The following is a 24676-nucleotide window of genomic DNA, read 5'->3' as shown; positions in this document are numbered from 1 at the left end:
GGCCCGCCGTCGACGGCGGGATGACGCCGGCCGGGCGGTGTGGCGCTCAGTCGTCGGAATGGGCGCTGAACCAGGCCTTCGCCCGCGGCTGGCGCAGCAGTGCGATGGCGATGGCGGCCAACCCGCCCACGACCAGCGGCGTGAGCATGGTCTGCTCGAAGTGGAGGCGCCGGCGCACCAGCAGCATGACCAGAGTGACCACGAAGAGGGCGACCGTGATCCCGGCCGGGCCGCGGAGGATCTGCGAGTCCCCGGTCCAGGCCAGCCAGATGCCGATGACCGTCACGGCCGTGATCAGCAGGCAGAGCGCGAGGATCCCGATCGCGATGATCCACAGCAGCCACTTGCCGGTCCCGTCCTCGGTCCGGTAGACCGCCACGGTGAAGCCGATGCCGGCGATCAGCCAGGTGAGCGCGGCCGGCACCATCAGCAGCGCGGCCGCCGCGACCTCCGGCGGCCGCCGGAGCCCGCCGGGCCGAGCCGCCGCCCGGCTCGCGTCGTCCGTCGCCGGGCCCGTCCCGTCCGCCGGGCCCGTCCCGTCCGCCGGGCCCGTTCCGTCCGCCGGGCTCGCGTCGTCCGGCGCCGCGGGACGGGGGTCGTCCGGGACAGCCGTGCCCCCGGGCAGGCCGGGATCCGAACCGGCCGGTACGAGCCGTCCCCCGGGCGCCACCGCGACCGCGGGCCCGGCACCGCTCTCCGGCACGCACTCCTCGAGCGTTCCCCGGCAGCCGTCACCCACCGCGACGGCCGGACCGCCCTCGGCCCGGAGGCGGCACCGGGTGAGCGCCAGCTCGGTGCCGTCCCGCGCGTCGACGGCCGGACCGGCCACCGAGGTCAACTCGCAGCCGGTGGCGGTCAGCCGGGACGCGCCGACGCTGACGGCCGGCGCGCCGCCGCCGCGCAGGACGAGGTCCCGCAGGTCGAGTCCGCCGTTCCGGCAGGACGCGGCGGGGTGGGTGGCCGAGGAGCTTGCGTCCACAATGACCGTGCCGGGACCCTCGGCGGCCTCGATCGTCAGGCGGGTGTCGTTGACGTACAGGGCCTCGTAGTAGGTGCCGGGGGCCACGGACACCACCGTGCCGTCGGTGGCCGCGGCCAGCGCGGCCCCGATCGTCTGGTACGCCTCCGGCCGGTCCGGCGCGACGTGCAGGGTGGGGGTCACGGGCGGACGGTCATCGAGCCGGCGGTCGCCAGACCGAGTCGTCGCCCTGACCGGCCTGGTCGTCGACCACCCCGGGCCGCGTGCCGGTCTCCCCGGGCGGCGTGCCGGTCTCCCGGCCCGGTTGGGTCGGCGGCACCGGCAGCCCGGGCCCAGCGCCCGCCGCCGTCCCGGCCGCCGCCGTCGCGCCAACCGACGCGCCCGGCGCGGCGACAGGGTCCGTGGCCCGCCGGCGGCGCCGGCGGCGCAGAGAGCGGATCCCGAACACGACGGCCAGCACCAGGACGGCCAGGATGAGGAAGAACAGCCCGGCGCCGCGGATCTTGTCCCACTTGGAGTTCGGGGATTCGTTGGCCTCCGGCAGCAGCGCGGCCGCGGTGTCGCTGGGGGTCGGCTCGGCGGTCTTGCTGGCCCGGCCGTCCGGCTGCCCGGTGAGCGCGTTCATGAGGTCGAGCGAGCCCCAGCCAAAGGTTTCGTCGAAGCCCTTGGGTCCGGCGTCCTTGCTGGTCTCGATGAGCCGGCCGAACACGTCGTGCGTGGACAGATTCGGGTACTTCGCCCGGACCAGCGCCGCGGCGCCGGAGACGATGGCCGTCGAGTTGCTGCTGCCGGTGGCGGTGGCGTATCGGCCGCCCGGCGTGGCGCCGACGACGTTCACGCCGGGGGCGGCGATGTCGATCTCTTCCCCGGTCACCGCGTTGGGGCTGATCTTCCCGTCCGGGCCGACGTTGGTGACGGCCAGGCAGGGCGGATAGGCGGCCGGCCAGTTGACCCCGAGGTTCGTCTCCTTGTTGCCGGCGCCGGCCACCACCAGGACGTTCTTGTCCCAGGCGTACTCGACGGCCCGTTCCAGGTCATCGTTGGTGCCGCCGGCCAACGACACGTTGATGACGTCGGCCCCCTGGTCGACCGCCCACGTGACGGCGGTGGCAAGGGCGCCTCCCAGGGCGGGGTAGCCCTTTCGCTCTACCGTCACGGGCAGGATCTTGGCCTTGGGCGCGATGCCCAGCACCCCGTCCCGGTTGCCCGGCCCGTGGCCGTGCCCGGCGATGAGCGAGGCCATCGACGTGCCGTGCCCGCCGGGATCGCGGTCGACCTGCCCCTTTGCCTTGCCGTCGAACAGGTCGAGCCCGGGCAGCACGTTGCCCTTGAGATCGGGATGGTTCGCGTCGACGCCCGAGTCGAGGACCGCGACGACGATCCCCTCGCCCTGGGTGATCCGCTGGGCCTCTGCCACGTGCAGCGTGCGCAACTGCCATTGCCGGTCCCGGATGTCGTCCGCACTGGCGGGGGCGGCCGGGAGGACCACAGCTCCGATTGCGCTGAGCGCGAGGGCGGACAGGGCCACCGCCGGGCGCCGGGCGACGCGCATGGTTCATGCACCTTCCGTTGGTGGCCGGCTCGTTCGTGGCCGGCCGGGGCCGGGGCCTGCTGAGATCGGGCCGCGAGCCGGCTCGGGATCGGATGTCCTCATGGTACGGGCCGGCCACCACGCACAGGTGCATGGCGGCCGGCCCGTTGCGAGCTAAGACTGTCCGAGTGCCTTCCCCTGTTCCTGGGGCCGGTGCTCCGCCGGAGCATCGAGGTCGCCGACGGCCGTGGACTCGGTGCGCCACAACTCGTCGTCGCCGTCGCCGTACTCCCAGGTTTCGGGCTTCTCCTCGGACCGCTTGTCCCGGCGCGGACCCGGCAGGCCGGTGCCGCCGCTGCCGGCCCGGCGTCCGCCCAGCGCGGGCTCCGGCCCGGTGGTGGGCGCGGGCCGGCCGCCGCCGGGGCCCGTCCGGCCGGTCAGGCCGGGTCGGCCCGGACGCGCCGACATTGGGTTCTCACCCGGGGCGCCGCCGGGCCGGCCCGGACGCGCCGACGTCGGGTTCTCACCCGGGGCGCCGCCGGCCCGTGCCGCGCCGGGCCGCCCGGGCGTCTCCTCCGGTACGCCCGGCGCCCCCGGCCGCCTGCCTGGGCGTTCGGATTCCAGGCCCGGACGGCCGGGCGCGCGCTTGCCGCCCAGGCTGGGCCGGCTGGCCCGGGACTGCGGCTCGGGTCCCTCGCCGGGCGCACCCGGCCGGCCGGTGCGGTTGGTGCTGCCCGGGAGCCGGGGGTTGCCCGGGCCGGCGCCGCGGGCGGTGCCCTTGCCGAGGCCCGGAGAACCGGGCCGGGACGTGCCGGGGCCGCCCTTGCTGCCGGGCAGGGTGGGCCGGCCGGGGGCCCGACCGCGACCGCCGGGTGGCGGTTCCGACCCGGGCGCGCCGGGACGGCCCAGGCCGTTCTTTGCGCCGGGCAGGGTGGGCCGCCCGGGCGCCGGACCGCGACCCGTGCCCTCGGGGTTCAGGCCGGGCCGGCTCGGCGCCTGTCCCCGCCCTCCGGTGCCGGACAGCGTCGGCCGGCCCGGCCCCGTACCGCCGGGACCGAGCCCCGGTGGAAGCGGCGCGGGTGGCAGCGCACCGGGCGCCGATGGCGGCGGCGCGGGCGGCGTGCCGGTGGGCGCCGGTGGCGGCGGCGCGAGCGGCGCGGCCCCGCCGGCCAGGGTGATCCCGGGATCGCGCGCCGCGGCGCCAGGCCCGTGGGTGCCGACCGGCGAGTGGGTGCCGACCGGCGGCGGCGCCGGGGCGTTCGGGTGGTCCGTCGTGGTCGGCCGGCCGGGTGCGTTCGGCCGGCTGGGCGGCGCGCCCGGGCCGCTGCCCGGACCCGGTGGGCGACCGGGCGCCGGCGGCCGGCCGGGGGTCGGCACGTTGCCGGGGTTGATCTTCGGGAACACCACCGGGCCCTTGTATTTCCCGCCCCGGGAGATGTTGCTGATGTAGACGTCGATGTAGGTGTCGGCCAGCGGCTTCATGATGTTGACCGCGCGCTGGTGGAAGTCCTTCTGAACGTCCTCGTACGACTTGCCGTTGTTGCCGTCCACCCCCGGCACCCAGCTGTCCACCAGGTCGATCGCCTGGAAGCCCTTGTCGTCCTTGCGCTTCTGCGCCTCGCTCGTCTGGGTCCGCTGGTATTCCTCCCAGAGCGGCTTGAAGTCCTGCTGCGTCTGCTTGATCTTCTTGGCCAGCTGCTCCAGGCCGCTGGCGTTGTCCGAGGCGACCTTGTGCCACTCGTCGTAGGAGTGGAGGCTGGCGCCCACCTTGGTCATGAAGACCTGACCGGCCGGCGACGTCCACTTCTTGTTGAGCGCGTCGGCGTGCCGCTGGAGGTTGTCCCGGGTGCTTTGCAGCAGCACCGCGGTCCGCCGCCAGGTCTCGGCCATGGCCATGGTCATCTCGTCGCTTTCCTTCTGGATCATCGCCCACATCGCTTCGATGTTGGTCCCGGCCCAGTTGGTCGGCGAGTAGTTGTTGGTATCGCCCGACGGCTTGTATGCGTAGTCATCGGCCGCGCCGGCGTATCCCGGCAGCGTGACCTGCTGGTAGCCGTAGTAGTTGTCGGTCATCCCCGCTCCTCGTCCCCCGGCCGCCGTCGCGTCAGTGCTCGATCTTCGGCATGGCGAGGCTCGGGTCGTCCATGTGCTCCTGGTCGGCCGGGATGACGTACTGGCCGTCGCCCTTGCCGATGACCTGCTGGTCGCCCTGCCCCGGAGTCGTGCCGCCCTGGTCGCCCGAGTTCGGTCCGAAGTATTTGCTCGGGTCCTTCTTGTCGGCGGACACGTCCACGGTGTCACCCTTGCCGTCCTTGCCGTCCTTGCCGTCGCCGTTGGTCGCCGGTGGCGGCGGCGCCGCGTTCAGCGCGTCGTACACCTGGTCGGACTTGGCCTGCGCGAACGCGTCACCGTCCAGGTATTCGGCGGCGATCGACATGGCCACCGCGCTCAGCGACATGAGGCCGGCCTGCGCCTCGTGGAGCAGCGCCTGGGCGGCGGCTCGGCTCTTGTCGTGCTCGACCCGGAAGAACTTGCCCTCGGACAGGCCCCCGCCGCCGAACGGCGGCTGGACCCGCAGCATCGGGGCGATGCCGTTCTCAAAGCTGGGCCGGAAGTTTTTCTCCAACTCGTCCTTGATGTGCTTTGCGAAGTCCTGCAGCTGATGAATGTCGACCTCGACGTTGCCGTCGGCCAGCCATTTGTCGCCGCTCATCGGCCTCCCCGTCCGTCTCCTCGGCCGCCGGGCGCCCCGCCGCGCCGGCGACCACAGCTCTGCTCACCTAACGCTATCGTTGTCCGACCACATTGTGGGGTACGGATCTTCACGCCGTCGATGGCAGGTTCACCAACTGGACCAGCCGGGTGCCCTCGCGGCGGCTCACCAGCCAGCCCCGCCCCGGCGGCAACGGCCCCGGCCGGACGTTGCCGAGCAGCACGCCCTCGTCGCGGTCGCCGGCCATCACGATGCCGGGGGTGCTCAGCTCCCGCAGCCGCATCAGGATCGGCTCGTACAGCGCCCGGCTCGCGCCGCCGGTGCGCCGCGCCACGATCAGGTGCAGCCCGATGTCCCGGGCCTGCGGCAGGAATTCCAGCAGCGGCGCCAGCGGGTTGCCGCTGCCGCCGGTGACCAGGTCGTAGTCGTCGACCAGCACGTACAGGTCCGGGCCCTTCCACCAGTTGCGGGCCCGCAACTGCTCCGCGGTGACCTCCGCCGGTGGGAGCCGGTCCCGCATCACGTTGGCCACCTCGGCGACGATCCCCTCGGTGATCTGTGCCGAGGATCCATAGCCGATCAGGTGCGGCGTGGTGATGTCGCCCAGCAGGCTGCGCCGGTAGTCGACGATCACCAGGCGGGCCTGGGTGAGGTCGTTGGAGTCCACGATGGACTGAGCAAGCGCCCGCAGGAAGGTGCTCTTGCCGGACTCGCCGTCACCGAACACGATGAAGTGCGGATCGGTGCCGAGGTCCAGCAGCACCGGCTGGAGGTCGGCCTCGGCGATGCCGATCGGGATGCCGCGGCGGCCGGTCTCGGCCAGGCTGCCGTACGGCAGCACGGCCGGCAGCAGCCGGATCGGCGGCGCGCCGGGGCCCTGCCAGGCCTCGCCAATGGCGGTGATCAGCTTGCGGCTGCCGTCCGGCAAACTCTCCGGGTCCTGGGTGCCGTCGGCGCGGGGGAGGGCGGCGAGGAACTGCATGCCGTCCGGCGTGATGCCCCGGCCGGGCGCCTTCTCCGGCACGTTCATGGCCGCCCGCCGGTCCAGGTTCGAGTCGGACGCGTCGGCCAGCCGCAGCTCGAGCCGGCTGCCGAAGACGTCCCGCACGGCGGGCCGCAGGTCCATCCAGCGCCCCGCGCTGATCACCAGGTGGACGCCGAACGACAGCCCCCGGTTGGCGATGTCGGTGAGCGCCGGTTCCAGGTCCTCGAACTCGGAGCGGACGATGGCCCAGCCGTCGATCACCAGGAAGACATCGCCGAACGGGTCGTCGCCGTGCTGCCCGAAGCGGCGCGCCCGCCGGTACGCGGCCATCGACTCCACGCCGTGATCGGCGAAGTACCGCTCCCGCTGGTTCATCAGCAGTTGCAGCTCGGCGATGGTCCGGCGGACCCGGCCGGCGTCCAGCCGGGTGGCGATGGAACCGACGTGCGGCAGCTCGCGCAGCGAGGAGAGCGCGCCGCTGCCCAGGTCGAGGCAGTAGACCTGGGCCTCGCGTGGGGTGTGGGTCAGCGCCAGCGAGGTGACGATCGTGCGCAGCATGGTGCTCTTGCCGCTCTGCGGACCACCGACCACGACCGCGTGGCCGGCCGCGCCGGCCAGGTCCAGCCACAGCACGTCGCGGCGCTGCTCGAACGGCTTGTCGACGGTGCCCGCCGCCACCTGAAGCTCGCCGTGCAGGCCGGCGTGCGCCACGGTGATCCCGCGGGCCGGGTCGGCGGTCATCGGCGGCAGGATCTGGTCCAGGGTGGGCGGGTCGGACAGCGGCGGCAGCCACACCTGGTGCGCCGGCTCGCCCCGACCGGCCAGCCGGCCGACCAGGATGTCGAGCAGGCTCTCCCCGATCCCGTCGGTGGGCTCGGGCGCCTCCTCCTGGACCGGCTCGCGGGGCAGCCGGGGCGCCACGTACTGCGTGGTGTATTCCTGCACCCGGTCCTCGCCGTCGCCGGCCGCGACCGCCTCGGCCGTCTTGCTCCGGTACGTCCCGGAGACGTACGCGGCGCGGAACCGGATCAGCGGCTCGGTGCCGTACCGCAGGTAGCCGTGCCCGGGCGAGCGGGGCAGCTCGTACGCGTCGGTGGCGCCGAGCACCACCCGGCTCTCCATGGCGGAGAAGGTCCGCAGGCCGATCCGGTACGACAGGTGGGTGTCCAGCCCGCGCAGCCGGCCCTCCTCGAGCCGTTGCGAGGCGAGCAGCAGATGCACGCCCAGCGACCGGCCGACCCGGCCGATCTGGACGAACATGTCGATGAAGTCCGGCTTGGCGGTGAGCAGCTCGGAGAACTCGTCACAGATGATCAGCAGGCTGGGCAGCGCGGCCAGCGGGGCGCCCGCGGCCCGCGCCTTCTCGTAGTCCCGCTGCGAGGCGTAGTTGCCGGCCGACCGGAGCAGCTCCTGCCGGCGTACCAGCTCGCCGTTGATGGCGTCGGTCATGCGGTCGACCAGCGGCAGCTCGTCGGACAGGTTGGTGATGACGGCGCTGGTGTGCGGCAGCTTGTCCAGCCGGGTGAAGGTGGCCCCGCCCTTGAAGTCCACCAGCACGAAGTTGAGGCTCTCCGAGGAGTGCGTGACGGCGAGCGCGAGCACCAGCGTGCGGAGCAGCTCCGACTTTCCGGAACCGGTGGCGCCGATGAGCAGGCCGTGCGGGCCCATGCCGTCCTGGGCGGACTCCTTGAGGTCCAGCTCGATCGGCGTGCCATCCGGGGTCAGGCCGAGCGGGACCCGCAGCCGGTCGCGGTTTGGCCGCGGGGTCCACGCACGGTCCACGTCCAGCTCGTACGGGTCACCGAGGTTGAGCAGCTCGGACAGGCCCAGCTCGGCGGTGAGCGGCTGCTCGCCGCGCGAGGCCGCGGACAGCCGCAGCGGCGCGAGCTGCATGGCGAGCGTCTCCAGCTGCTCGATCCCGCAGCGGTCCGCGTGGCCGATCGCGGCCCGGCCGTCGTACGTCACGCTGTGCAGCTCGCCGTCCGCCGCCGCCTCGAGGACGAGCCGGGCCCGGTCGAGCACCCGGGGCGGCGGCTGGGACAGGTCGAGCAGGGTGACGCCCTCCACGCCGCCCTCGGTCATCAGATAGTCCGAGCCGGCCGGGTCGCCGCCGTCGAGCACCACCAGCAGGTGCGGGCCGCCCAGGTGCGGGTCGCCGCCGGACGGGTTGAACCGGGGCCGGTTGACCAGCAGGTCGTCGAGCATCGCCTCGAGGCCGGTGACCGTGGGGGCCACCAGGCGCAGCGACCCGAGCGCGTCGGTGCGGGTCGGGTGCAGGGCGTGCGGCAGCCACTTGGTCCAGTCCCAGTCGGCCCGCCGGTCCGGCGCCACGCAGACGGCCACCAGCAGGTCGTCCGGGGCGTGGAAGGCGGTGGCCTGGGCGATCGTGGCCCGGGCCAGGGCCCGGGCGGCGTCGGGGTCGCCGCGCAGGTGGATCCGGGAGAAGCCGTTCAGGGCCATCGTCACCGGCAGGTCCGGCACCTCGGAGTAGGTCAACAGGAACCGGCGCAGCGCCAGCGCGCACATCGGTTCCAGCTTCTCCAGCGCCATCGGTGGGGGCGGCACCAGCGGGGTGGCGAGTTCCTGTGCGCCGAGCCCGATCCGCACGGTGGCGAAGTCGGCGTCGCCGCGGCGGCGCTCCCAGAGCCGGGGGCCGAGCGGGATCGACCACAGGGCGTCCGGGTCGGGGTGCCGGTAGAACGCGGCCTCCCGCTGGCGCAGGACGGTCTTGAGCACCCGCTTGCGGGTGCGGGACAGGTGGTCCATGTACTCGCGGCGGCGTTGCAGCATCTCCTGCTTGCCGGCGCCACCCGCGTGACCGGACAGTTGCGAGCCGAGCATGCCGAGGGCCGAGAGGCCGAACAGGCCGCCCGTCACGTACGCCATCGAACCGCCGCGCTGGCCCGCGAACATCAGCGCCATGGCCACCGAGCCGGCCATCATGGGCAGCATCATGAGCATCTGGCCCCAGGCGCGTCCGGCCGGCGGCGGCACCTCCGGCGGCGCGTCGAGCAGCACCTCGCCCGCCGGGTATTCGGGCTCCGGCTGTCGAGCCGGGCGTTTGACCACCACCGTGCCCACGGTTCAGACCTCCCCAGGGTCGTTCGGGGCCGCCAGCGTACGAACCGGCACCGACGACACGGCACATGGTAGGTAGCCTTCTCCCGTCATGACAGCCGCGGGCTCTCGCCCGCTCCTCGGGTGGAGGACAGCCGTGGTCACCCAGGCCGGAACCGGACTCGCGCGGATCGCCGTCATCGCACCCAGCCGGCGGCTCGATCTGGCGCTGCCCGAACACCTTCCGCTGGTCGGGCTGCTGCCCGCGGTGCTGCGCCAGGCCGAGGAAAATCCCACGGACGGTACGGCGCACGGCGGCTGGACGCTGCGCCGCGCCGACGGATCCGCGCTCGACCTCGCCCGCACGCTGGCTGCGCAGGAGGTGCGGGACGGCGAGACCCTGCACCTCGTGCCGCGCCGGACCGAGTGGCCCGAGCTGACGTACGACGATCTGATGGAGGCCGTGGCGGACGGCGCGCGGCGTCGCGGCACCGCCTGGACCCCGTTCGCCACCCGGGTCACCGGGCTCGTGGTGGCCGCCGTCCTGCTGTTGGTCGGATTGGTGGCCATCCTGCTCGCCCGCGACCCCGGCTGGCTGGGCGGTTCGGTGGCGCTGGGCGCCGCGCTGGTGCTCGTGGTGACCGGCATCGTGCTGTCCCGGGCGATGGCGGACTCGCTGGCCGGCGCGGTGTTCGCGGCCATCGGCCTGCCGTACGCCTTCATCGGTGGCGCCCTGGTGATAGCCGGCGGCGAACCGCTGCGCTCGCTGGGCGCGCCGCACGTGCTGCTCGGCTCGGCGTTGCTGGTCGCGGCGGGCGTGCTGGGCTTCCTCGGCGTGGGCGACGCCACCCGGGTGTTCGTGGCGGCGATCCTCGCCGGCTTCGCCGGCGCGGTCGGCGGGCTGATCGCGCTCGGCTCAGCCGGCGGGGCCGAGGCGGCGGCCGTGGTGGTGAGCGCCGTGACGCTGCTGCTGCCGGCCATGCCGCTGCTCGCCGTCCGGTTGGGAAAGATTCCGATGCCGATGCTGCCGCAGTCCGCAGAGGACCTGTTGCGGGACGAGCCGCAGCCACGGCGGGAGCAGGTCTACCAGGCCACCGCGCGGGCCGACGAGGTGCTCACCGGCATGATCTTCGGCGCCTTCGCGGTGACGGTGAGCTGCCTGGTGGTGCTGGCCATGGCGCGGACGGTCGCGTCGCTGCTGCTGGCCGGCGCCGTGTCGGTGGCCTGCCTGCTGCGGGCCCGGCTGGTGCCGACGGTGCGGCACCGGCTGCCGCTGCTGGCCGCCGGGCTGGCGGGGGTCACGCTGCTGCCCCTGCTCGGCGCGGCGGGCGCGTCCACGCTGGTCCGTGCGGTCGCGATGCTGCCGGTGATGCTGGTGGCGGCCGCGCTGGTGGCCGCCGCCGGGCTGGTCTACAGCCGGCGGCCGCCGTCGCCGCGGCTGGCCCGGCTGGGCGACACCCTGGACGTGCTGCTGCAACTGGCCATCGTGCCGATCGCGTGCAGCGTGCTGGGGCTGTATTCGCTCATGCGGGCGCTGAACGGCTGACGGCGACCCGCCCGCCCGCCGGCGATCCGCACCGGGCGGGCGACCTGACGATGGCCGGGACAGCGCCGGCGTTCACCAGGTGCGTTCGTCGGCCGACGGGAACTCGCCGCCCCGGATCATCCGGACCAGCGCGGTGTCGAGGTCGGGCGCCACGAAGAACATGTCCACCCAGTGCAGCAGGAAGACCCGGCCCTGCGCGTCGATGACCAGCTCGGACGGCCCGTCGTCGTTGGTGCCGAGCGGGTGGACGGGGTGGTCGAACTCCTCGATGAAGCCCTCGGCGCCCATCGTCACGACGCCGGCCCGTTGGGGGTAGACGTAGCTGGTGAACCCGCCTCCCGGCTGGCCCTTACGGCCGAACTGCGGCAGCACCAGACCGCCGAATTCGGTGAGCGCGGCGCGGGCGGCCGGCGAGTAGTCGAAGCCGGCCAGGTCCTCGGCGCACTCCCGGCGCCACTGTTCCACCGCGGCCGTGACGTCCCGGCCCGGGAACCAGCCGGCCTGCTCCAGCACGTACCGGACGTCCGGCGGGAACCGGCCCGCGGCGGCCTGCCGGTCGGCGTACCGGGCCGCGATCTCCGGCGCGGGCAGCGACGGCCACTGCGACAGCTCGCCGGTCTCACCGTCCACCACGATGCGCGGCGAGCCGGTCGCCGCCGGGGGACCCGCGGCCGGATCCGGCGCCGGCTCGACGACCCAGGCCACGTAGCCGCCGTCGAACTCGTACAGGCCGACCTCCGGCGCGGCGTCCGGCCGGTCGCCCGCGGCCCAGGACCGGGCGCGTTCCAGCGCCTCGGCGCGACTGATCATCCGCTGCTCCTCGCCAATCGATCGAGCCGACCGCGCCACGGCCGGGTCGCCGCGCCGAGCCGCCAACCGGGACGGCCACGGGCCCCCACCCAAGGCGGTCCCGCGCCGCCTATCGTATGTGCGGCCGAGTCGGGCGCGTACCCATGTCCGCCGGCGAGCAGGGGGAGGCTGCCATGGCGTCGCGGCGGGACCAGGTCCAGTCGTACCAGTTCTTCGTGCAGCGGATGACCTCCGCGCTGGTGGCGCGCGACCCCGACCCGGCGAACGCGCCGTTCCGCCGGCTCGGCGGCGCCGGGCTGGGCGGCATCATGGTGGCGGTCATCTTCCTGGCCGCCGTGGGCGTCTACGGCATGATCCGGCCGGGCGGCGCCACCGGGTGGAAGGACGGCGGCACGGTCATCCTGGAGAAGGAGACCGGCACCCGCTACCTCTACCGGGAGGGCCAGCTGCATCCGGTGCTCAACTACGCGTCCGCGCTGCTGGCCATGGGGCAGAACGTGCCGACCACGACCGTCTCCCGCAACTCCCTGGTGGGTACGCCCCGGGGCAGCCGGCTGGGCATCCCGTACGCCCCGGACGCGCTGCCCGACCCCGGCCGGATGCTCAGTGGACCGTGGACGCTCTGCTCCCAGCAGGCCCGCGACGAGGCCAACGAGCTGGTGGCCACCACCGTGCTGACGGTCGGGAAGCCGCCCACCGGCGGCCGCCGGCCGGGCGCCGCCGCCCTGCTGGCCAAGGACGAGAAGAACAACCGGCTCTACCTGGTCTGGCGCGACCACCGCTATCTCATCAACGACGCGAAGACGGTGCTGGAGGGGCTGACCCTGGCCGCCGAGCCGGCCAACCCGGTCGGGGCGGCCTGGCTGAACGCGCTGCCGGCCGGCGAGCCGATCGGGACGATCGCGGTCGCCGGCCGGGGCAGCCCGTCGAGCGTGCTGGACGGTGCGCGCACCGGCCAGGTGTACGTGGTGCAGAGCCAGAACGGCAGTCGGCAGTACTACCTCGCCCAGCGGACCAACCTGCTGCCGATCACCCAGCTCCAGGCGGACATCGTGCTGGCCGACCCGGCGACCCGCGCGGCGTACCCCGGCGGCCGGACGCTGAAGGCGCTGGCGCTGGAAGCCGACGCCGCGGCCGCCGCGCCGAAGGCCGACCAACCGGACAAGGGCGCGGCCCGGGCGCCCGAACAGCGGCCGGAGATCGCCCGGTTGACCGGCGACCGGCCGGCCGTGTGCGCCCGGTACGAGCCGGGCCAGACCGATCCGACGGTGCTGCTGGACGCGCAGGTGCGGCCGGTCAAGGAGCCGGTGCGTACGCCGGAGCAGAGCAGCAGCGGCATCCCGCTGGCCGACCGGGTCGTCATCGAGCCCGGGTACGGCGTGCTGGTGTCCTCGGAACCGTCCCCGGACGCGCCCAGCGGGACCCTCAACCTGGTCACCGACATCGGCTTCCGCTATCCGCTCGGCGACGACTCCGTTCCGGGCATCCTCGGCTACGGCGACGTGCGGCCGGTGAAGCTGCCGGCCAGCCTCGTCGTGCGGCTGCCCACCGGCCCGGCCCTGGACACCACGGCCGCGAAGCGGGCGCTGGACCCGGAGTGACGCCGCATCGCACCGGCGGCTGCGCGGCAGCCGTGTGGTGCGATCCTGAGTGAACAGTCCGACCGGCCTAGCGCGGGTTGGCGGACAACCGTTACGGTTTCCTTGATGGACGGCACGACGTGCCGCGGGCAGATGTGCCCCCTCAAGACGGGGCCAACCACCGAGGACGGGGGTGTATTCCGTGTCGAAGATGCGTACCGAAACCGGCGTCATGAGCAAGGCCAGTCAGGACGTCGATGGCGTCGCTGACCGGCTGACCAGCAACCTCAACAAGCTGATGAACGACCTGGCACCGCTCTACGACCAGTGGAAGGGTGCCGGTGCTGGATCCTTCCAGCAGGTCCGGCAGCGGTTCGACGAGGACATGGCCAAGCTGAACGTGGCGCTCCGGTCGATCGCCGAGGCGGTTGCGTCGGCGGGTCAGGACTACGACGTCAGCGACCAGGAGATCGAAAGCGACATGAGCCACGCCGGGGCCACGGCGGGGCAGATCACCGACGCGCTGAAGCTCTGAGGCGGGGGGACGAACCATGACCGAGATCCGGTACGACTTCCCGCTGCTGCTGGCGGCCGCGGACCAGTGCGGTGGGGCCACCAAGAACATGCTCGGGGAGCTTGACCAGCTCAAGCGCAACATCCAGCCGATGATGGCCACCTGGGACGGTGACGCGCAGGCCGCCTACCACGTCCGGCAGACCCAGTGGGAGACCGCCGCGCACGACCTGCAGGCCCTGCTCGGCAAGATCGAGAAGGCGCTCCGCGAGTCCGCGCTCAAGATGCAGCAGCGCGAGCACAAGAATGCGGGCAAGTTCGGCGGCTGAGTTCGGCCGAACCTCTTGATGGCCCGGCCGGTCGGCCGGGCCATCTCCGTATCCGACGCCGCCGGGCGCCGGCCAGGCGGGATGCCGCCGGGTGCCGGCCAGGCGGGATGCCGCCGGGTGCCGGCCAGGCGGGATGCCGCCGGGTGCCGGCCGGGCGGCCGGGTGCGGGCCGGGCGGCCGGGTGCGGGCCGGGCGGCCGGGTGCGGGCCGGGCGGCCGGAGGCGGCCGCTGCGCGGCCGGATGCGGTTCCGCCGCGTCAGCCGGCCGGCCGGTTGCTCGCCGGCACCTGGAAGAATTTCTCCGCCGGCTCGTCGATCTCGGGCCGCGGTGGCGGCGGCCCGGCCGGCCGGGCGGGCCGCCACCGCCGGCGCCGCCCCCGGGGCAGCAGCACGCCCAGCGCGGCCACCCCGCCGACCACCACCACGGTGCCGAGCAGGACCCACAGCGCCACCTGGCGGATCGTGGCCCAGCGGTGCGCCCGGGCGGCCGCCGCCGGATCGTGCCGCAGCTCCGGCAGCGGCGGCAGCGCCGCCGGCCGTCCGGTGGACAGACGCTCGGTCACCGCCCGGTACATGTCGAGCACGCCACTGCCGTAGCCCAGGCTCGCGTCCCCGCGGGCCGGGTCGGTGGTGCCGATGATCCGCTTCGCCACCTCGTCGGCCGACAGGCCCGGCTCGGCCGACCGGATCAGCGCCGCCGTGGCGCTCACCATCGGGGTGGCGAAGCTGGTTCCCGTGTAGAGGTTGTGCCCGGCCAGCCGGGTGGCGGCCACCACCTGCCCGCCCGGGGCGACGAGGTCGACGTACGGGCCGATCTGGGATTCGCCGACGCGCGCGCCGGTCTCCTCGATGGCACCCACCCCGATAACCCCGTCGAATGCCGCCGGGTACGGCGTCGGGTCCGGCCGGCCGTCGTCGTGGTGCCGGTTGCCGGCGGCGGCCACCATGACCACGTCGTGCGCGCGGGCGTACCGGACCGCGGCCTCGACCTCCGGATCCGGCACGTAGAGCGTGACGGACAGGTTGATCACCCGGGCGCCGCCGTCGACCGCCCGCCGGATGGCCCGGGCGAAGGTCGCGGCCGGCACGTCCGCGCCGCTGGCGTTGTCGCTCTGGTCGAGCTCGCGCTCGGTGACCCGTACCGGCAGGATCCGGGCGCCGGGGGCCAGGCCCTGGAAGCCGATCCCCTCCTCCCGCTGCGCGGCGATGATGCTCGCCACCGCGGTGCCGTGCGAGACGCAGTCGACGTCGCCGCCCGGCGCGTTCCGCAGGGCGTCGAACCCGGTCAGCACCTTGCCGCTGAGCTGCGGATGCCCGGCGTCGGTGCCCGAGTCGACGACGGCCACCGTGACGCCCGCGCCGGTGCTGAACGGCCACACCCGCTCCGGTCGCAGCCAGCGCTGCTGCCACGGGGTGTCCCGAATGATGTCACCGGGCTTGGCCTCGTTTTCGCAGCCGCCCGAGCCCGGGGCGCGCAGCAGCGCGGCGGTGGAGCGCGACTCGCCGGCCGTCGCGGCCGCCGGCAGGACCGGGCCGGCGCCGGCGACGACCGCAGCCGTCGCGACCAGCAAAGTCCGGATAGTACGGTGGCGCCTGATCATCCGTGCCGACCTTCCCCTGCGACCCCGGTGCATCGTAGCCACCGGAACCGCCCGCGGAAGTGGCCCGGGTTGCCGGGGTGCCCCGGCTCGCCTCTATTCAGTAAGGTCGAGGTGACACGTCGCCCGTGGCTCGCGGGCGCCTGGGGGGCGTGCTGGGAGGACACCATGGACATTCACGGCCTGCGCGCCCGCGCGGACGAGCTGATGTCCCAGTGGGAGCGGATGCGCTCCGGTGTCGGGGAGCTGCAGCAGAAGCTCAAGGCCGTCTCGGCCGAGGCATCCTCCGACGACGGCCTCGTGAAGGTGACCGTCGGGCCGCGTGGCCAGGTCACCAAGGTCGAGTTCGACGCCCGCATCTACCGCCGGCCCAACTCCAAGGAGCTGTCGGCCACGGTCACCGAGACCATTCACAAGGCCACGGCCAAGGCGATGGCCGAGGTCGAACAGCTGTGCCGCCCCTACGTGCCGGATGCGCAGTTCCAGGCGTACATGGATTACGACCTGGACGGCATCTTCCGGCAACTCGACAGCGAGCTGCCCAAGCCCGAGGAGGACCGATGAGCGACGACCAGGAGATGTTTCTCAACCCGACCGACGCGCGGCACGCGGCGTCGCACCTCAACACGGCGGGGCAGCACCTGGCCAGCAAGTGGGCGCAGCTCACCGGCCAGATCGAGAAGCTGAACGGTGAGAAGCCGTGGGGCACCGACCAGCCGGGCGACGAGTTCAACAAGAACTACCTGGGCGGCAAGGCGCCCGCCAAGTCGATCCTCACCGACGGCAAAAAGGTCGTCGACAAGGTGCAGGGGCTGGGCGTCGACGTCGCGTCCTCCGTCGACGGGACGGTGGACGACGACCAGCTGATCGCCAAGTGGTTCCCCAAGCAGGGCAAGTAGCGCGGTAAGACCGAGCTGGACCGGGCGAAGGGGCGAGTGGGTTGTCCGTACCCAATCCCAAGGGCACGCTCGGCGAGTACGGCTGGGTCTGGGACGCCATCTGCTGGGTTGGCGCCGGCGAGGCGTGGCCGAGCGGCGACGAGGACAAGATGCGCGACCTCGCCGACGCGTGGAACCAGCTCGGCGAGGCCATCGGCAACAACCTGAACGACGCCGACAGCGCCGCCATGATCATCCAGCAGAACTGGAGCGGCAAGGCGGGCACGGCCTTCGGGGACCTGTGGACGCAGCTCGGCGTGGACCAGGACAGCGGCCTGCCGCTGCTCCAGGAGGCCGCCGGCCAGTTCGCCGCCGGCTGCGAAAACGCGGCCATGGAGATCGAGTACGCCAAGCTCACGGTGCTGATCTCGGTCATCATCACCGTCATCGCGGTCTTCGTGGCGCTGCTGATGGCCTGGCTCGGTGGCGTCTCCGCGGGCGCCATCCCGGGGATCCTGCAGGGCGGCCGGCAGGCCGTGATGCTCGCCTTCCGGCGGTTGCTCGCCCAGCTCGGCAAGAAGTTCTTCACCAAGGAAGGGCTCAAGCTGCTCTTCCGCACCACCGCCCGGGAGATCGGCCAGCAGGTCAGCAAGCAGGGTGCCAAGCACCTCGCTCAGCACATCGGCAAGGAGGTGATCAAGGAGGCCGGCGAGGAGCTGATCATCGACGCCGGCGCGCAGGCGTACCAGATGAAGAACGGCACGCGGACCGACTGGGACTACAAGCGCACCATGACCTCCGGCCTCGGCGGCGCCTTCGGGGTGCCGTTGGGACTCGGCCTGAACAAGCTGGGCGGCAAGCTCGCCCCGCGCATTCAGCCCCATTTCAACCCGCCGGTGGTGCACTTCCCGGGCAAGAACGCCCTGGTCTCCGGGCTGCAGAACGCGGTGATCTCACCCACCGCCAGCGTGCTGGCCAACCTCGCGGTCAACCACGAGTTCCAGATGCCCACCGGCAGCGACCTGCTCGGTGGCTTTGCCGGCGGCGCCGGCCGGACCGGGCTTGAGGGCGGCGGCCACCTCGCCGGGCACGGGCTGGCCAACCTGGCCAACAACATCGCCGGCCTGAACGGCGGCACGGGTGCGGGCGGCACGGGCGGTGCGGGCGGTGCGGGTGCGGGCGCGCAGTCCGGTGCTGGTGGGCAGTCGAGTGCCGGCGGCGGGTCCAATGCATCGGGCTCGGGTTCCTCGGGCTCCGGCTCGACCGGGTCGGGCTCGACTGGCTCCGGTTCGACGGGCTCCGGCTCGACTGGGTCCGGCTCGGGCTCGACTGGCTCGGGCTCCGGTTCGACTGGCTCGGGCTCCGGTTCGACGGCCTCGGGCTCGGGCTCGACGGGCTCGGGCTCGACGGGCTCGGGCTCGGGTTCGACTGGCTCGGGCTCGACGGGCTCGGGCTCGGGTTCGACTGGCTCGGGCTCCGGCTCGACCGGTGCCGGCTCGACGGGTGCCGGGTCTTCGGCGAACGGTGGCGCCGGCGCTGGTTCGACCTCCTCGGGCGGATCGCAGCAGACCACCGGCGGCGCGGGCCAGCAAGGCGGCGGTGCCACCGGCACCGGCGCGGGCCAGCAGGGTGGCAGCACCGGCGCGGGCCAGCAAGGTGGTGGCGGCGCCACCGGCACCGGCGCGGGGCAGCAGGGTGGTGGCGGCGCCACCGGCACCGGCGCGGGGCAGCAGGGTGGCGGCAGTGGCAGCGCCGGAACGGGTCAGCAGGGCGGCGCGAGCGGCGGTACGACGCCGGCCAACGGGTCCGTGACCGTACAGCCGTCCGGCGCCGGCGACTCGGCCAACGGCTCCGCGGGATCGACCCAGGGTTCGGCCGGCGCCGGTCAGGGGTCCACCGGCACCAGCCAGGGCAGCGGCGGCAGCGGCGCGACCGGAAACGGCGCGGGGACCGCGGTCCCCGCACATGGTGGTGGCCAACCGTCCGCCGGTGCCGGCGTGCCGGCCGGCAACGGCCAGGGCAACGCCACCCCGGCGCACGCCTCGAACGGCGGCGGTACGCCCGCCACCGGCCAGCAGACCGGTGGCGGCACCGGCACGGCAGGCCCGGGCACCGGCTCGACCGCGCCGAGCCACACGCCCACGCATGGGCAACCGTCGTCCGGGGTCCCGGTCTCGCCCGCCGTGACGTCGCCCTCGTACGGCGGCGGAACCTCGCACGGCCCGGCGGATCCGGTCCCGGTCCACGGTTCCGGCACCACCGACCAGACGCCGCTGGTGGCCGCACCGGCCGGCGGTCCCCCGCAGGGCCCGGCAACGCCCGGCACCGGTACGGGACCGACCACGGGCGGGCCGACGACCGGTTCCACGCCCGCCGGCCCGACCACGGTCAACCCGACCGCTGGCAACCCGACCACGGCGAGCCCCGGCACCACGGCGAGCCCCGGCACCACGGCGAGCCCCGGCACCACGGCGAACCCGGGCACCGCGCCGAGCCCCGGCACCACGGCGAACCCGGGCACCGCGCCGAGCCCCACGACCGCGCCGAACCCGGCGACCAACGCCACGCCGGGCAACCCGGCCACCGCGACGCCCGGCACCACCGCCACCCCCGGCACCAACGCCACCTCGGGCAACCCGACCGCGAACCCGAACGGCTCGCAGACCGGCGAGTCGGGTCGGACCGGCGTCAATCCCAGCGCGTCGAACACGGCCGGCTCGGTGCGGCTGAACCCGTCCCCGAACACCGCCACCCAGGCGGGCGGCGCGGCCACCCCCAACCAGCACGCCAGCCCGGGAACCGGCACCCAGCAGGGCCAAGCCCAGCCGGACGGGCGGACGAGGGTTCCGGTGGGTGGGCAGCCCGGCCCCGGCCACCCGGTGACCGGGGGTCCCACCGACCAGACGTCCGTGCCCACCGACCAGACGTCCGTGCCCACCGACCAGGCGTCCGTACCCACCAACCAGCCGCCACCGGCGACCGGCGATCCGTCCGGGACCAACGCCGGCCCGTCCGGCGTCGATCCCACGCATCCGGACCCCGGCCACCGACCAAACAGCCACCACACCGGCGACCCGGCCACCGGGCCGCGGGCCGACACCGCGCCCGACCAGGGCACCGACCGCAACGACGACGGCGTGGTCGTCGTACCGATAGTCACGGCCGGCGGGCATCCGATCGGCGGTCCCGCCGGTCACACAGGGACCGACCCGACCGGACGCACGGCGGCCGACGCCACCGGAAACACCGCCCCCGACCCCGGCGCCCGGCCAGCGCCGACCGGCACCGGTCCGGTCAATCCGGACACCATCCACCGGTCCACCGGAGAGACCGGGAACGGCACGCACAGCTGGCAACTCGAGCCGACGACGTTCAACGGCGATCCCACCAGCCCCGAGGCCGAGCGCGCGCTGATCGACGCCTCCCGGAGCCTCGCCGACGCCGTACAGCAGTCGTCCCAGCGGGGCGACATCTCCCGCGCCAAGTACCCGGGCATGGCCGGCGCGTTGATGACGCCCGACGGGCGGATCACCACGCACACCAGCATGACCGCCAACAAGGCCACCAACCCGGCCACCAATCCGGCGGTCCATCCGGTCGCGCAGCAGGTCTTGGACCGCATCCAACAGCAGTTGGAAGCGCCTGGCGCCGGACATGGCAAGTGTGCCGAGGTGGCTCTCGTCTCCGACGCGCTCTACCGGCTCGAGGGCCAGTGGGAGGCCGCCGGTCGGCCGGGCGACTTCGAGGCGTACGCCCGGGCCGGGCTGGCCGGCTCGATGATGACGACCCACCAGGTGAAGCCGGCGATCGAGAACGGCGTCAAGTACGAGCACGGCAATTACCGGCCGCCCTGCCGCACCTGCGACGTCTTCCTCTCCGACTTCGGCATCGATCCGGTGACGGACCCCGACCGGCCACCCGGGTGGAAGCCGCCGCCGGCCGAGTCGGCCGCGCTCGCCAACGGCCAGCCGCTGCCCGACAGCCGCCCGTACGGCGACCCGCAGGGGCTCGTGGCGCCCGACCCGGTCGACCAGCAGGCCCTGTCCGACGCCGTGCCGCAGGATTCGAACGACCAGCCGGTCGTGCATCCCGACCCGCGGGTCGGCAACTGGTCGCAGCTGGTCAACGACGGCGGCCCGGAGAACCCCGGTCGCAACAACAACTGCGCCGACGTGGGCCTGTCCTTCCTGTCAACCTGGTTCGGCGATCCGCAGGTCGCCGCTTCGGCCGCCGACCCGACCGGCATGGAGACCGGCAGCACGGCCCGGCAGCAGCAGTGGCTGGGCACCAACTTCACCCCCCAGGGCACCGGCGTCAACGGACTCGACGCGGTGGCCGAGCGGCTCCGCCAGGCCGGCCCGGGCTCGGCCGCGCTGGTCATCACGAGCTGGACCGCCGAGGTGGGCGGCGGGGCGCACACCTGGAACGCGGTCAACGTGAACGGCACGGTGGTCTGGGTGGACGCCCAGATCCGGGCCGTCTCCGACACCGGCCCGGTGCACACGAACGGCGTCGACGGGGTCTGGTCGATCACCCTGGACGCCAACGGCGATCCGGTGGCGCCCGGCGCGGGCGTACCCAACGCCGGTACGGCCGGTGCCCAGCACCCGGGCCCGAACGCCCCCGGTTCGCGGCCGGGCAGCGACCCGTCCTCCTCGCCAGACCAGTCGGCCTCGCCGGACGCGTCCTCGTCCCCGGAGGGTGCCTCCACCGACCCGAACGGGCACCCGGACTCCAACCCCGACCACCACGATGACGGCGACCAGCACGACGACGGCGACCGGCACGACGACGGCGATCAGGGCCAGGACCCTGTGCAGGATCCCGACGCCGCCGGGGACACGTCGGAAACCCCGCACCTCGATGATTTGACCGCGGACGAGCAGCAGCTGCTCGACACCGTGCTCGAGTCCGCACAGACCGATGCGGACGCCATCCTCGGGGAGCTGCACAGCATCAGCGCCGACATCAACCAGCAGCTCGGGCTCACCGGTGACGACGCGGTGCAGCCGCTCGGCGAGGAGAACCGGGTCAAGTCGGCCGAGTCTCTCGCCCGCAAGTACCTGACCGAGCTTGAGCACTACGGTCTTGGTCTGGAGACGTCGCTTGGCCAGGTCAACGATGTCGTCAGGTTCTCGCTCAGAGGCCCCGAGTCGGCGGCGTACGGCCCGGCGGTCGACGCAGTGCTCAACCGGCTGAAGGCCGAGAAATACAGGCTGACCGACACAAAGAATTTCTGGCATCCGGGGAATCGGTTCTACGGACTGAACTGCACTCTGGTGTCGCCCGGCGGACGCACATTCGAACTGCAGTTTCCGACCGCCACCAGTTGGGTGATCGGAAAGCAGACCCATGACCTGTACGAGGTCGTGCGTGATCCGGCGCAGTCGCCGGCCGAAAGGGTGCACGCCTTCCTTGACATTCTGAGGATCAACCGGGCGAATGACGCTGTTGGCCACCTACCGACCGGCATGGAGCACGACCGGTTCCCGGCGCCTAAGGACACCAGCTTCGCGAAGTGGATCAGTAAGGCGGACCAGACGGAACTCCGTGCCGGCTACCAGATGTGGTTGACCGAGCAGGGCCGAACGTTCGCCGACGATGTAGCTGAGCGAGACTTGACGTCATCCGACCTGCCCGGCCTGGATCCGAGCCTGCTAGGGAGTCCGCATGGAGACGCTGGCCTTCGGCTATCACCTTCTGATGCAAACCGACCACCCGGCAGCACCGGCGGTCAACGTGATAGCGGTGGCGTACAGCAGCGGACCGACGCAAGCGGTGATCTGGGACAGACGGGCAGGGGCCTGGGGCTTCCGTCCCGACGTAGCGGCGGCGATTCTGTATTCGGACCCCGGGGAGCACAACACGCGGTCAGTGGACCGGGCGACGGCCGAGCGGGCGGCGTTGGAGTTCACGACGGTGCCGTTGCCGACGGAGGAGGAGCTGACGGAGATCTGCCGGCTGGCGGGTCCCTGGCGGGGCATCAAGCGTCGATAGAGATCACGCATGGACACGATGACGTTCGACTACTACCTGATGCGGAGACAGGCCAATCCCGACCTCTCGATGAAGAACGTGCTGGCAGTGGCCAGGAGGGTCAGGCCGATCCAGGCAGTGTGCTGGGGCTACCGGCACAACAGGTGGGAGGCCCGCTCGGACGTGGCGAGGGTCTGGCTGGACCCGGACCGGGACGACCTGATTCTCCAGCCGGCGGACCGAGCGACGGCGGAGCGGACGGCGGCGACGTTCACCGAGGTGCCGTTGCCGACGGAGGCCGAACTGACGGAGATCTGTCGGGCAGCACCTCGGCCGAGATAGCGGGCAGCGGCGATCCTGTACTCGGACCCGGGGGAGCACGACACCCAGTCGGTGGACCAGGAGGCCGCGGAGCGAGCGGCGGCGCATTTAGCGGGAGTGCCGTTGCCGACGGAGGAGAGGTTGACGGAGATCTGCCAGGCGGCGGGACCCAACTGGCATCCGGGCATGCCCAGGTAGGTGGGGACGATGACGTTCGACTACTACCTGCTGATGAGACGGGGGGACCAGGAAGGATCCCCGGTCAACGTGATGGCGGTGGCGCTCGGAGACCGTCCGGTGGAGGCGGTGATCTGGGGCTATCGGAACAATCGGTGGGAGTTCCGCCCGGAGGTCGCAATAGCGCACCTGTACGAGGACCGGGAGCTCCCGATCCGGCTGACGGACCGGGAGACGGCGGAGCAGGCGGCGCTGACGTTCACGGAGGTGCCGTTGCCGACCGAGGCCGAGCTGACGGAGATCTGTCGAACGGCCCCCCGGCGGGGCAGCCGACGGAGCTAGGAGGTCGGGATGGCAGACCAGACACCGAGCTTCGACTACCGCCTGATCAGGAAAACGGACGATCCGAGTTCAGCTCCGGTCAACGTCCTGGCGATAGCGTGGCGGCTCAGGCCGATCCGGACGGTGTGTTGGGGCTACCGGAACAGCAGGTGGGAGGCACGCCCGGACGTGGCGACGGTCTGGCTGGATCCGGATCGGGACGACCTCATCCTCTGGCCGGTGGACCGGGCCACGGCGGAACGGGCGGCCTTGGAGTTCGCGACGGTTCCGCTGCCGACCGAGGAGGAGCTGGCGGAGATCGGCCGAACGGCCCCTCCGTAGCGGAGCCGGCCGGCCTGGCCGAGGCCCCGGCGACCGAGCCGGGTGCGGGCTCCCCGACCGACCACCAGGGCCCGTCGGGCACGCCGTCCGGACCGAACGATCCGGGCGACAACACCGGGCCACCGGACCAGGGCGGCCGTCCGCCGCTGGCCGACACCCGCGTGGAGGGTCCGGGCGAGCTGGCGGCGCTGGAGGATCCGCAGTTCCAGGCGGACCTGGCCAACAGTCTGATCTCGCCCGACGGCAGCGGTTTCCAGGTCGGGGCCAACCCCGCCACCCACCCGTACGGGCAGCTGGTCAACGACGGCGGCCCGCAGGTGCAGGGCCGCAGCAACAACTGCCTGGATTCGTCCCTGGCGGCGTTGTCGAGCTTCGCCGGCCAGCCGCAGGTGTCGGCGCCGCGGTGGGCGGACATGAACCCGGACGGGTCGATCGACACCCAGTCCGGCGAGCAGGGCGGGATTGCCCGGGCCACCCAGTGGCTGGGCGGCCAGTGGAATCCGGTGCCGAACATGCCGGGTACGCCCGCGGAACGCGCCGCGTGGGTGGCCTACCAGTACGACCTGCTGCAGTACCAGGTGGCGCAGGCGGGTCCCGGCGCGTCGGCGCTGGTGGTGGCCGACTGGGTGGCGTATGACCCGGCGACCGGCCAGCCGGCGGTGGACGAGCACGGCAACGTGCAGTCCGCCGGTTCGCACGCGTTCGTGATCGTGAACCCACTGGATGGCTCCGGACCGGTCTGGTGGGACCCGCAGAGCGGGATGACGTCGTCGCAGCCGCCGGCCCAGTACGTGGCCGCCACCCACACGCTCTGGTCGATGCCGGTCTCGCCAGTCAGCCCGAACACCCAGAGCACCACACCAACCGTGGACACCGAGGCCACCACCGGCACCGACGCCGCCGCCGACAGCGGGACGTTCAACGACGGTTCGAGCACTACCGACCAGCCTCACGGGACGGACCCCGCCGCGGAGCCCCACGACCATGTTCCCGGCAACGACCATGGCGGACCGGTCGAAGG

At 73.3% G+C, this 24676-nt stretch carries 19 protein-coding genes and 3 pseudogenes; 13 read left to right on the top strand and 9 right to left on the bottom strand.

Features of this window, described 5'->3' with window-relative positions; all coding sequences use genetic code 11:
* Nucleotides 1–46: 46 nt before the first annotated feature.
* The 5 genes from ACFFHU_RS01750 to eccCa all read right to left on the bottom strand — a co-directional run bounded on the left by ACFFHU_RS01750 (nt 47) and on the right by eccCa (nt 9289).
* Nucleotides 47–1162, bottom strand: coding sequence for a right-handed parallel beta-helix repeat-containing protein (locus ACFFHU_RS01750; protein ID WP_377334956.1), 1116 nt, complete (start codon nt 1160–1162; stop codon nt 47–49).
* A gap of 10 nt (nt 1163–1172) precedes the next feature.
* Entirely contained in the window at nt 1173–2531 is a 1359-nt protein-coding gene (gene mycP / locus ACFFHU_RS01745; protein WP_377334954.1) for a type VII secretion-associated serine protease mycosin, read from the bottom strand.
* Between the two features lie 153 nt (nt 2532–2684).
* Nucleotides 2685–4583: a WXG100 family type VII secretion target gene (locus ACFFHU_RS01740; protein WP_377334952.1), complete on the bottom strand. Its 1899-nt coding sequence runs from the start codon at nt 4581–4583 to the stop codon at nt 2685–2687.
* A gap of 31 nt (nt 4584–4614) precedes the next feature.
* On the bottom strand, nt 4615–5223 hold the full coding sequence (locus ACFFHU_RS01735) for a hypothetical protein (protein ID WP_377334950.1): 609 nt from the start codon (nt 5221–5223) through the stop codon (nt 4615–4617).
* Nucleotides 5224–5332: 109 nt separating this feature from the next.
* Entirely contained in the window at nt 5333–9289 is a 3957-nt protein-coding gene (eccCa, locus tag ACFFHU_RS01730) for a type VII secretion protein EccCa (protein ID WP_377334948.1), read from the bottom strand.
* A 133-nt stretch (nt 9290–9422) separates the two neighbouring features.
* On the opposite strand from eccCa, the gene eccD reads away from it, so the two are divergent.
* On the top strand, nt 9423–10811 hold the full coding sequence (gene eccD, locus ACFFHU_RS01725; protein ID WP_377334946.1) for a type VII secretion integral membrane protein EccD: 1389 nt from the start codon (nt 9423–9425) through the stop codon (nt 10809–10811).
* Between the two features lie 72 nt (nt 10812–10883).
* Here eccD and ACFFHU_RS01720 read toward each other — a convergent pair whose 3' ends face one another.
* Nucleotides 10884–11621: an SUKH-3 domain-containing protein gene (locus ACFFHU_RS01720; protein ID WP_377334944.1), complete on the bottom strand. Its 738-nt coding sequence runs from the start codon at nt 11619–11621 to the stop codon at nt 10884–10886.
* 173 nt (nt 11622–11794) lie between these two features.
* Between ACFFHU_RS01720 and eccB the strand changes: the two genes are divergently transcribed.
* From eccB to ACFFHU_RS01705, 3 genes are all read left to right on the top strand, one after another.
* On the top strand, nt 11795–13222 hold the full coding sequence (gene eccB, locus ACFFHU_RS01715) for a type VII secretion protein EccB (protein ID WP_377334942.1): 1428 nt from the start codon (nt 11795–11797) through the stop codon (nt 13220–13222).
* Between the two features lie 190 nt (nt 13223–13412).
* On the top strand, nt 13413–13736 hold the full coding sequence (locus tag ACFFHU_RS01710; RefSeq protein WP_377334940.1) for a WXG100 family type VII secretion target: 324 nt from the start codon (nt 13413–13415) through the stop codon (nt 13734–13736).
* 16 nt (nt 13737–13752) lie between these two features.
* On the top strand, nt 13753–14043 hold the full coding sequence (locus ACFFHU_RS01705) for a WXG100 family type VII secretion target (protein ID WP_377334938.1): 291 nt from the start codon (nt 13753–13755) through the stop codon (nt 14041–14043).
* Nucleotides 14044–14299: 256 nt separating this feature from the next.
* Here the strand turns inward: ACFFHU_RS01705 and mycP (ACFFHU_RS01700) are convergent, their stop codons facing one another.
* Nucleotides 14300–15388, bottom strand: coding sequence for a type VII secretion-associated serine protease mycosin (mycP, locus tag ACFFHU_RS01700; RefSeq protein WP_377336012.1), 1089 nt, complete (start codon nt 15386–15388; stop codon nt 14300–14302).
* A gap of 420 nt (nt 15389–15808) precedes the next feature.
* On the opposite strand from mycP (ACFFHU_RS01700), the gene ACFFHU_RS01695 reads away from it, so the two are divergent.
* From ACFFHU_RS01695 to ACFFHU_RS31650, 3 genes and pseudogenes are all read left to right on the top strand, one after another.
* A complete protein-coding gene (locus tag ACFFHU_RS01695; protein WP_377334936.1) occupies nt 15809–16204 on the top strand; it encodes a YbaB/EbfC family nucleoid-associated protein in 396 nt (131 codons plus the stop codon).
* Nucleotides 16201–16539 (top strand): hypothetical protein, encoded by a 339-nt coding sequence (locus ACFFHU_RS01690; protein WP_377334934.1) that lies wholly within the window; start codon nt 16201–16203, stop codon nt 16537–16539. The genes ACFFHU_RS01695 and ACFFHU_RS01690 overlap by 4 nt, the downstream gene beginning before the upstream one ends.
* A gap of 41 nt (nt 16540–16580) precedes the next feature.
* A pseudogene (locus tag ACFFHU_RS31650) lies at nt 16581–16994 on the top strand (WXG100 family type VII secretion target); the annotation flags it as partial.
* A gap of 398 nt (nt 16995–17392) precedes the next feature.
* Here the strand turns inward: ACFFHU_RS31650 and ACFFHU_RS01685 are convergent.
* Both ACFFHU_RS01685 and ACFFHU_RS01680 read right to left on the bottom strand, forming a co-directional pair.
* Complete coding sequence (locus ACFFHU_RS01685; protein WP_377334932.1) at nt 17393–17530, bottom strand: hypothetical protein; 138 nt, start codon at nt 17528–17530, stop codon at nt 17393–17395.
* An 873-nt stretch (nt 17531–18403) separates the two neighbouring features.
* A complete protein-coding gene (locus ACFFHU_RS01680) occupies nt 18404–19678 on the bottom strand; it encodes a hypothetical protein (RefSeq protein ID WP_377334930.1) in 1275 nt (424 codons plus the stop codon).
* 334 nt (nt 19679–20012) lie between these two features.
* Here ACFFHU_RS01680 and ACFFHU_RS01675 point away from each other — a divergent pair.
* From ACFFHU_RS01675 to ACFFHU_RS01650, 6 genes and pseudogenes are all read left to right on the top strand, one after another.
* Nucleotides 20013–20930 (top strand): annotated as a pseudogene (locus tag ACFFHU_RS01675) (YwqJ-related putative deaminase); the annotation flags it as partial.
* 1258 nt (nt 20931–22188) lie between these two features.
* Nucleotides 22189–22515, top strand: a complete 327-nt coding sequence (locus ACFFHU_RS01670) for a hypothetical protein (RefSeq protein ID WP_377334928.1) — start codon at nt 22189–22191, stop codon at nt 22513–22515.
* 9 nt (nt 22516–22524) lie between these two features.
* Nucleotides 22525–22836, top strand: a complete 312-nt coding sequence (locus ACFFHU_RS01665; protein ID WP_377334926.1) for a hypothetical protein — start codon at nt 22525–22527, stop codon at nt 22834–22836.
* 186 nt (nt 22837–23022) lie between these two features.
* Nucleotides 23023–23334, top strand: a complete 312-nt coding sequence (locus ACFFHU_RS01660; protein ID WP_377334924.1) for a hypothetical protein — start codon at nt 23023–23025, stop codon at nt 23332–23334.
* Nucleotides 23335–23343: 9 nt separating this feature from the next.
* A complete protein-coding gene (locus ACFFHU_RS01655; RefSeq protein WP_377334922.1) occupies nt 23344–23655 on the top strand; it encodes a hypothetical protein in 312 nt (103 codons plus the stop codon).
* Between the two features lie 161 nt (nt 23656–23816).
* Nucleotides 23817–24359: pseudogene (locus ACFFHU_RS01650) on the top strand (toxin glutamine deamidase domain-containing protein); the annotation flags it as partial.
* Between the last annotated feature and the right edge of the window lie 317 nt (nt 24360–24676).

This window comes from Plantactinospora siamensis (assembly GCF_042434095.1).
GTDB lineage: Bacteria > Actinomycetota > Actinomycetes > Mycobacteriales > Micromonosporaceae > KBS50.
The sequence above is the reverse complement of the archived record's forward strand: the minus strand, read 5'-3'. Positions and strand labels throughout refer to the sequence as shown.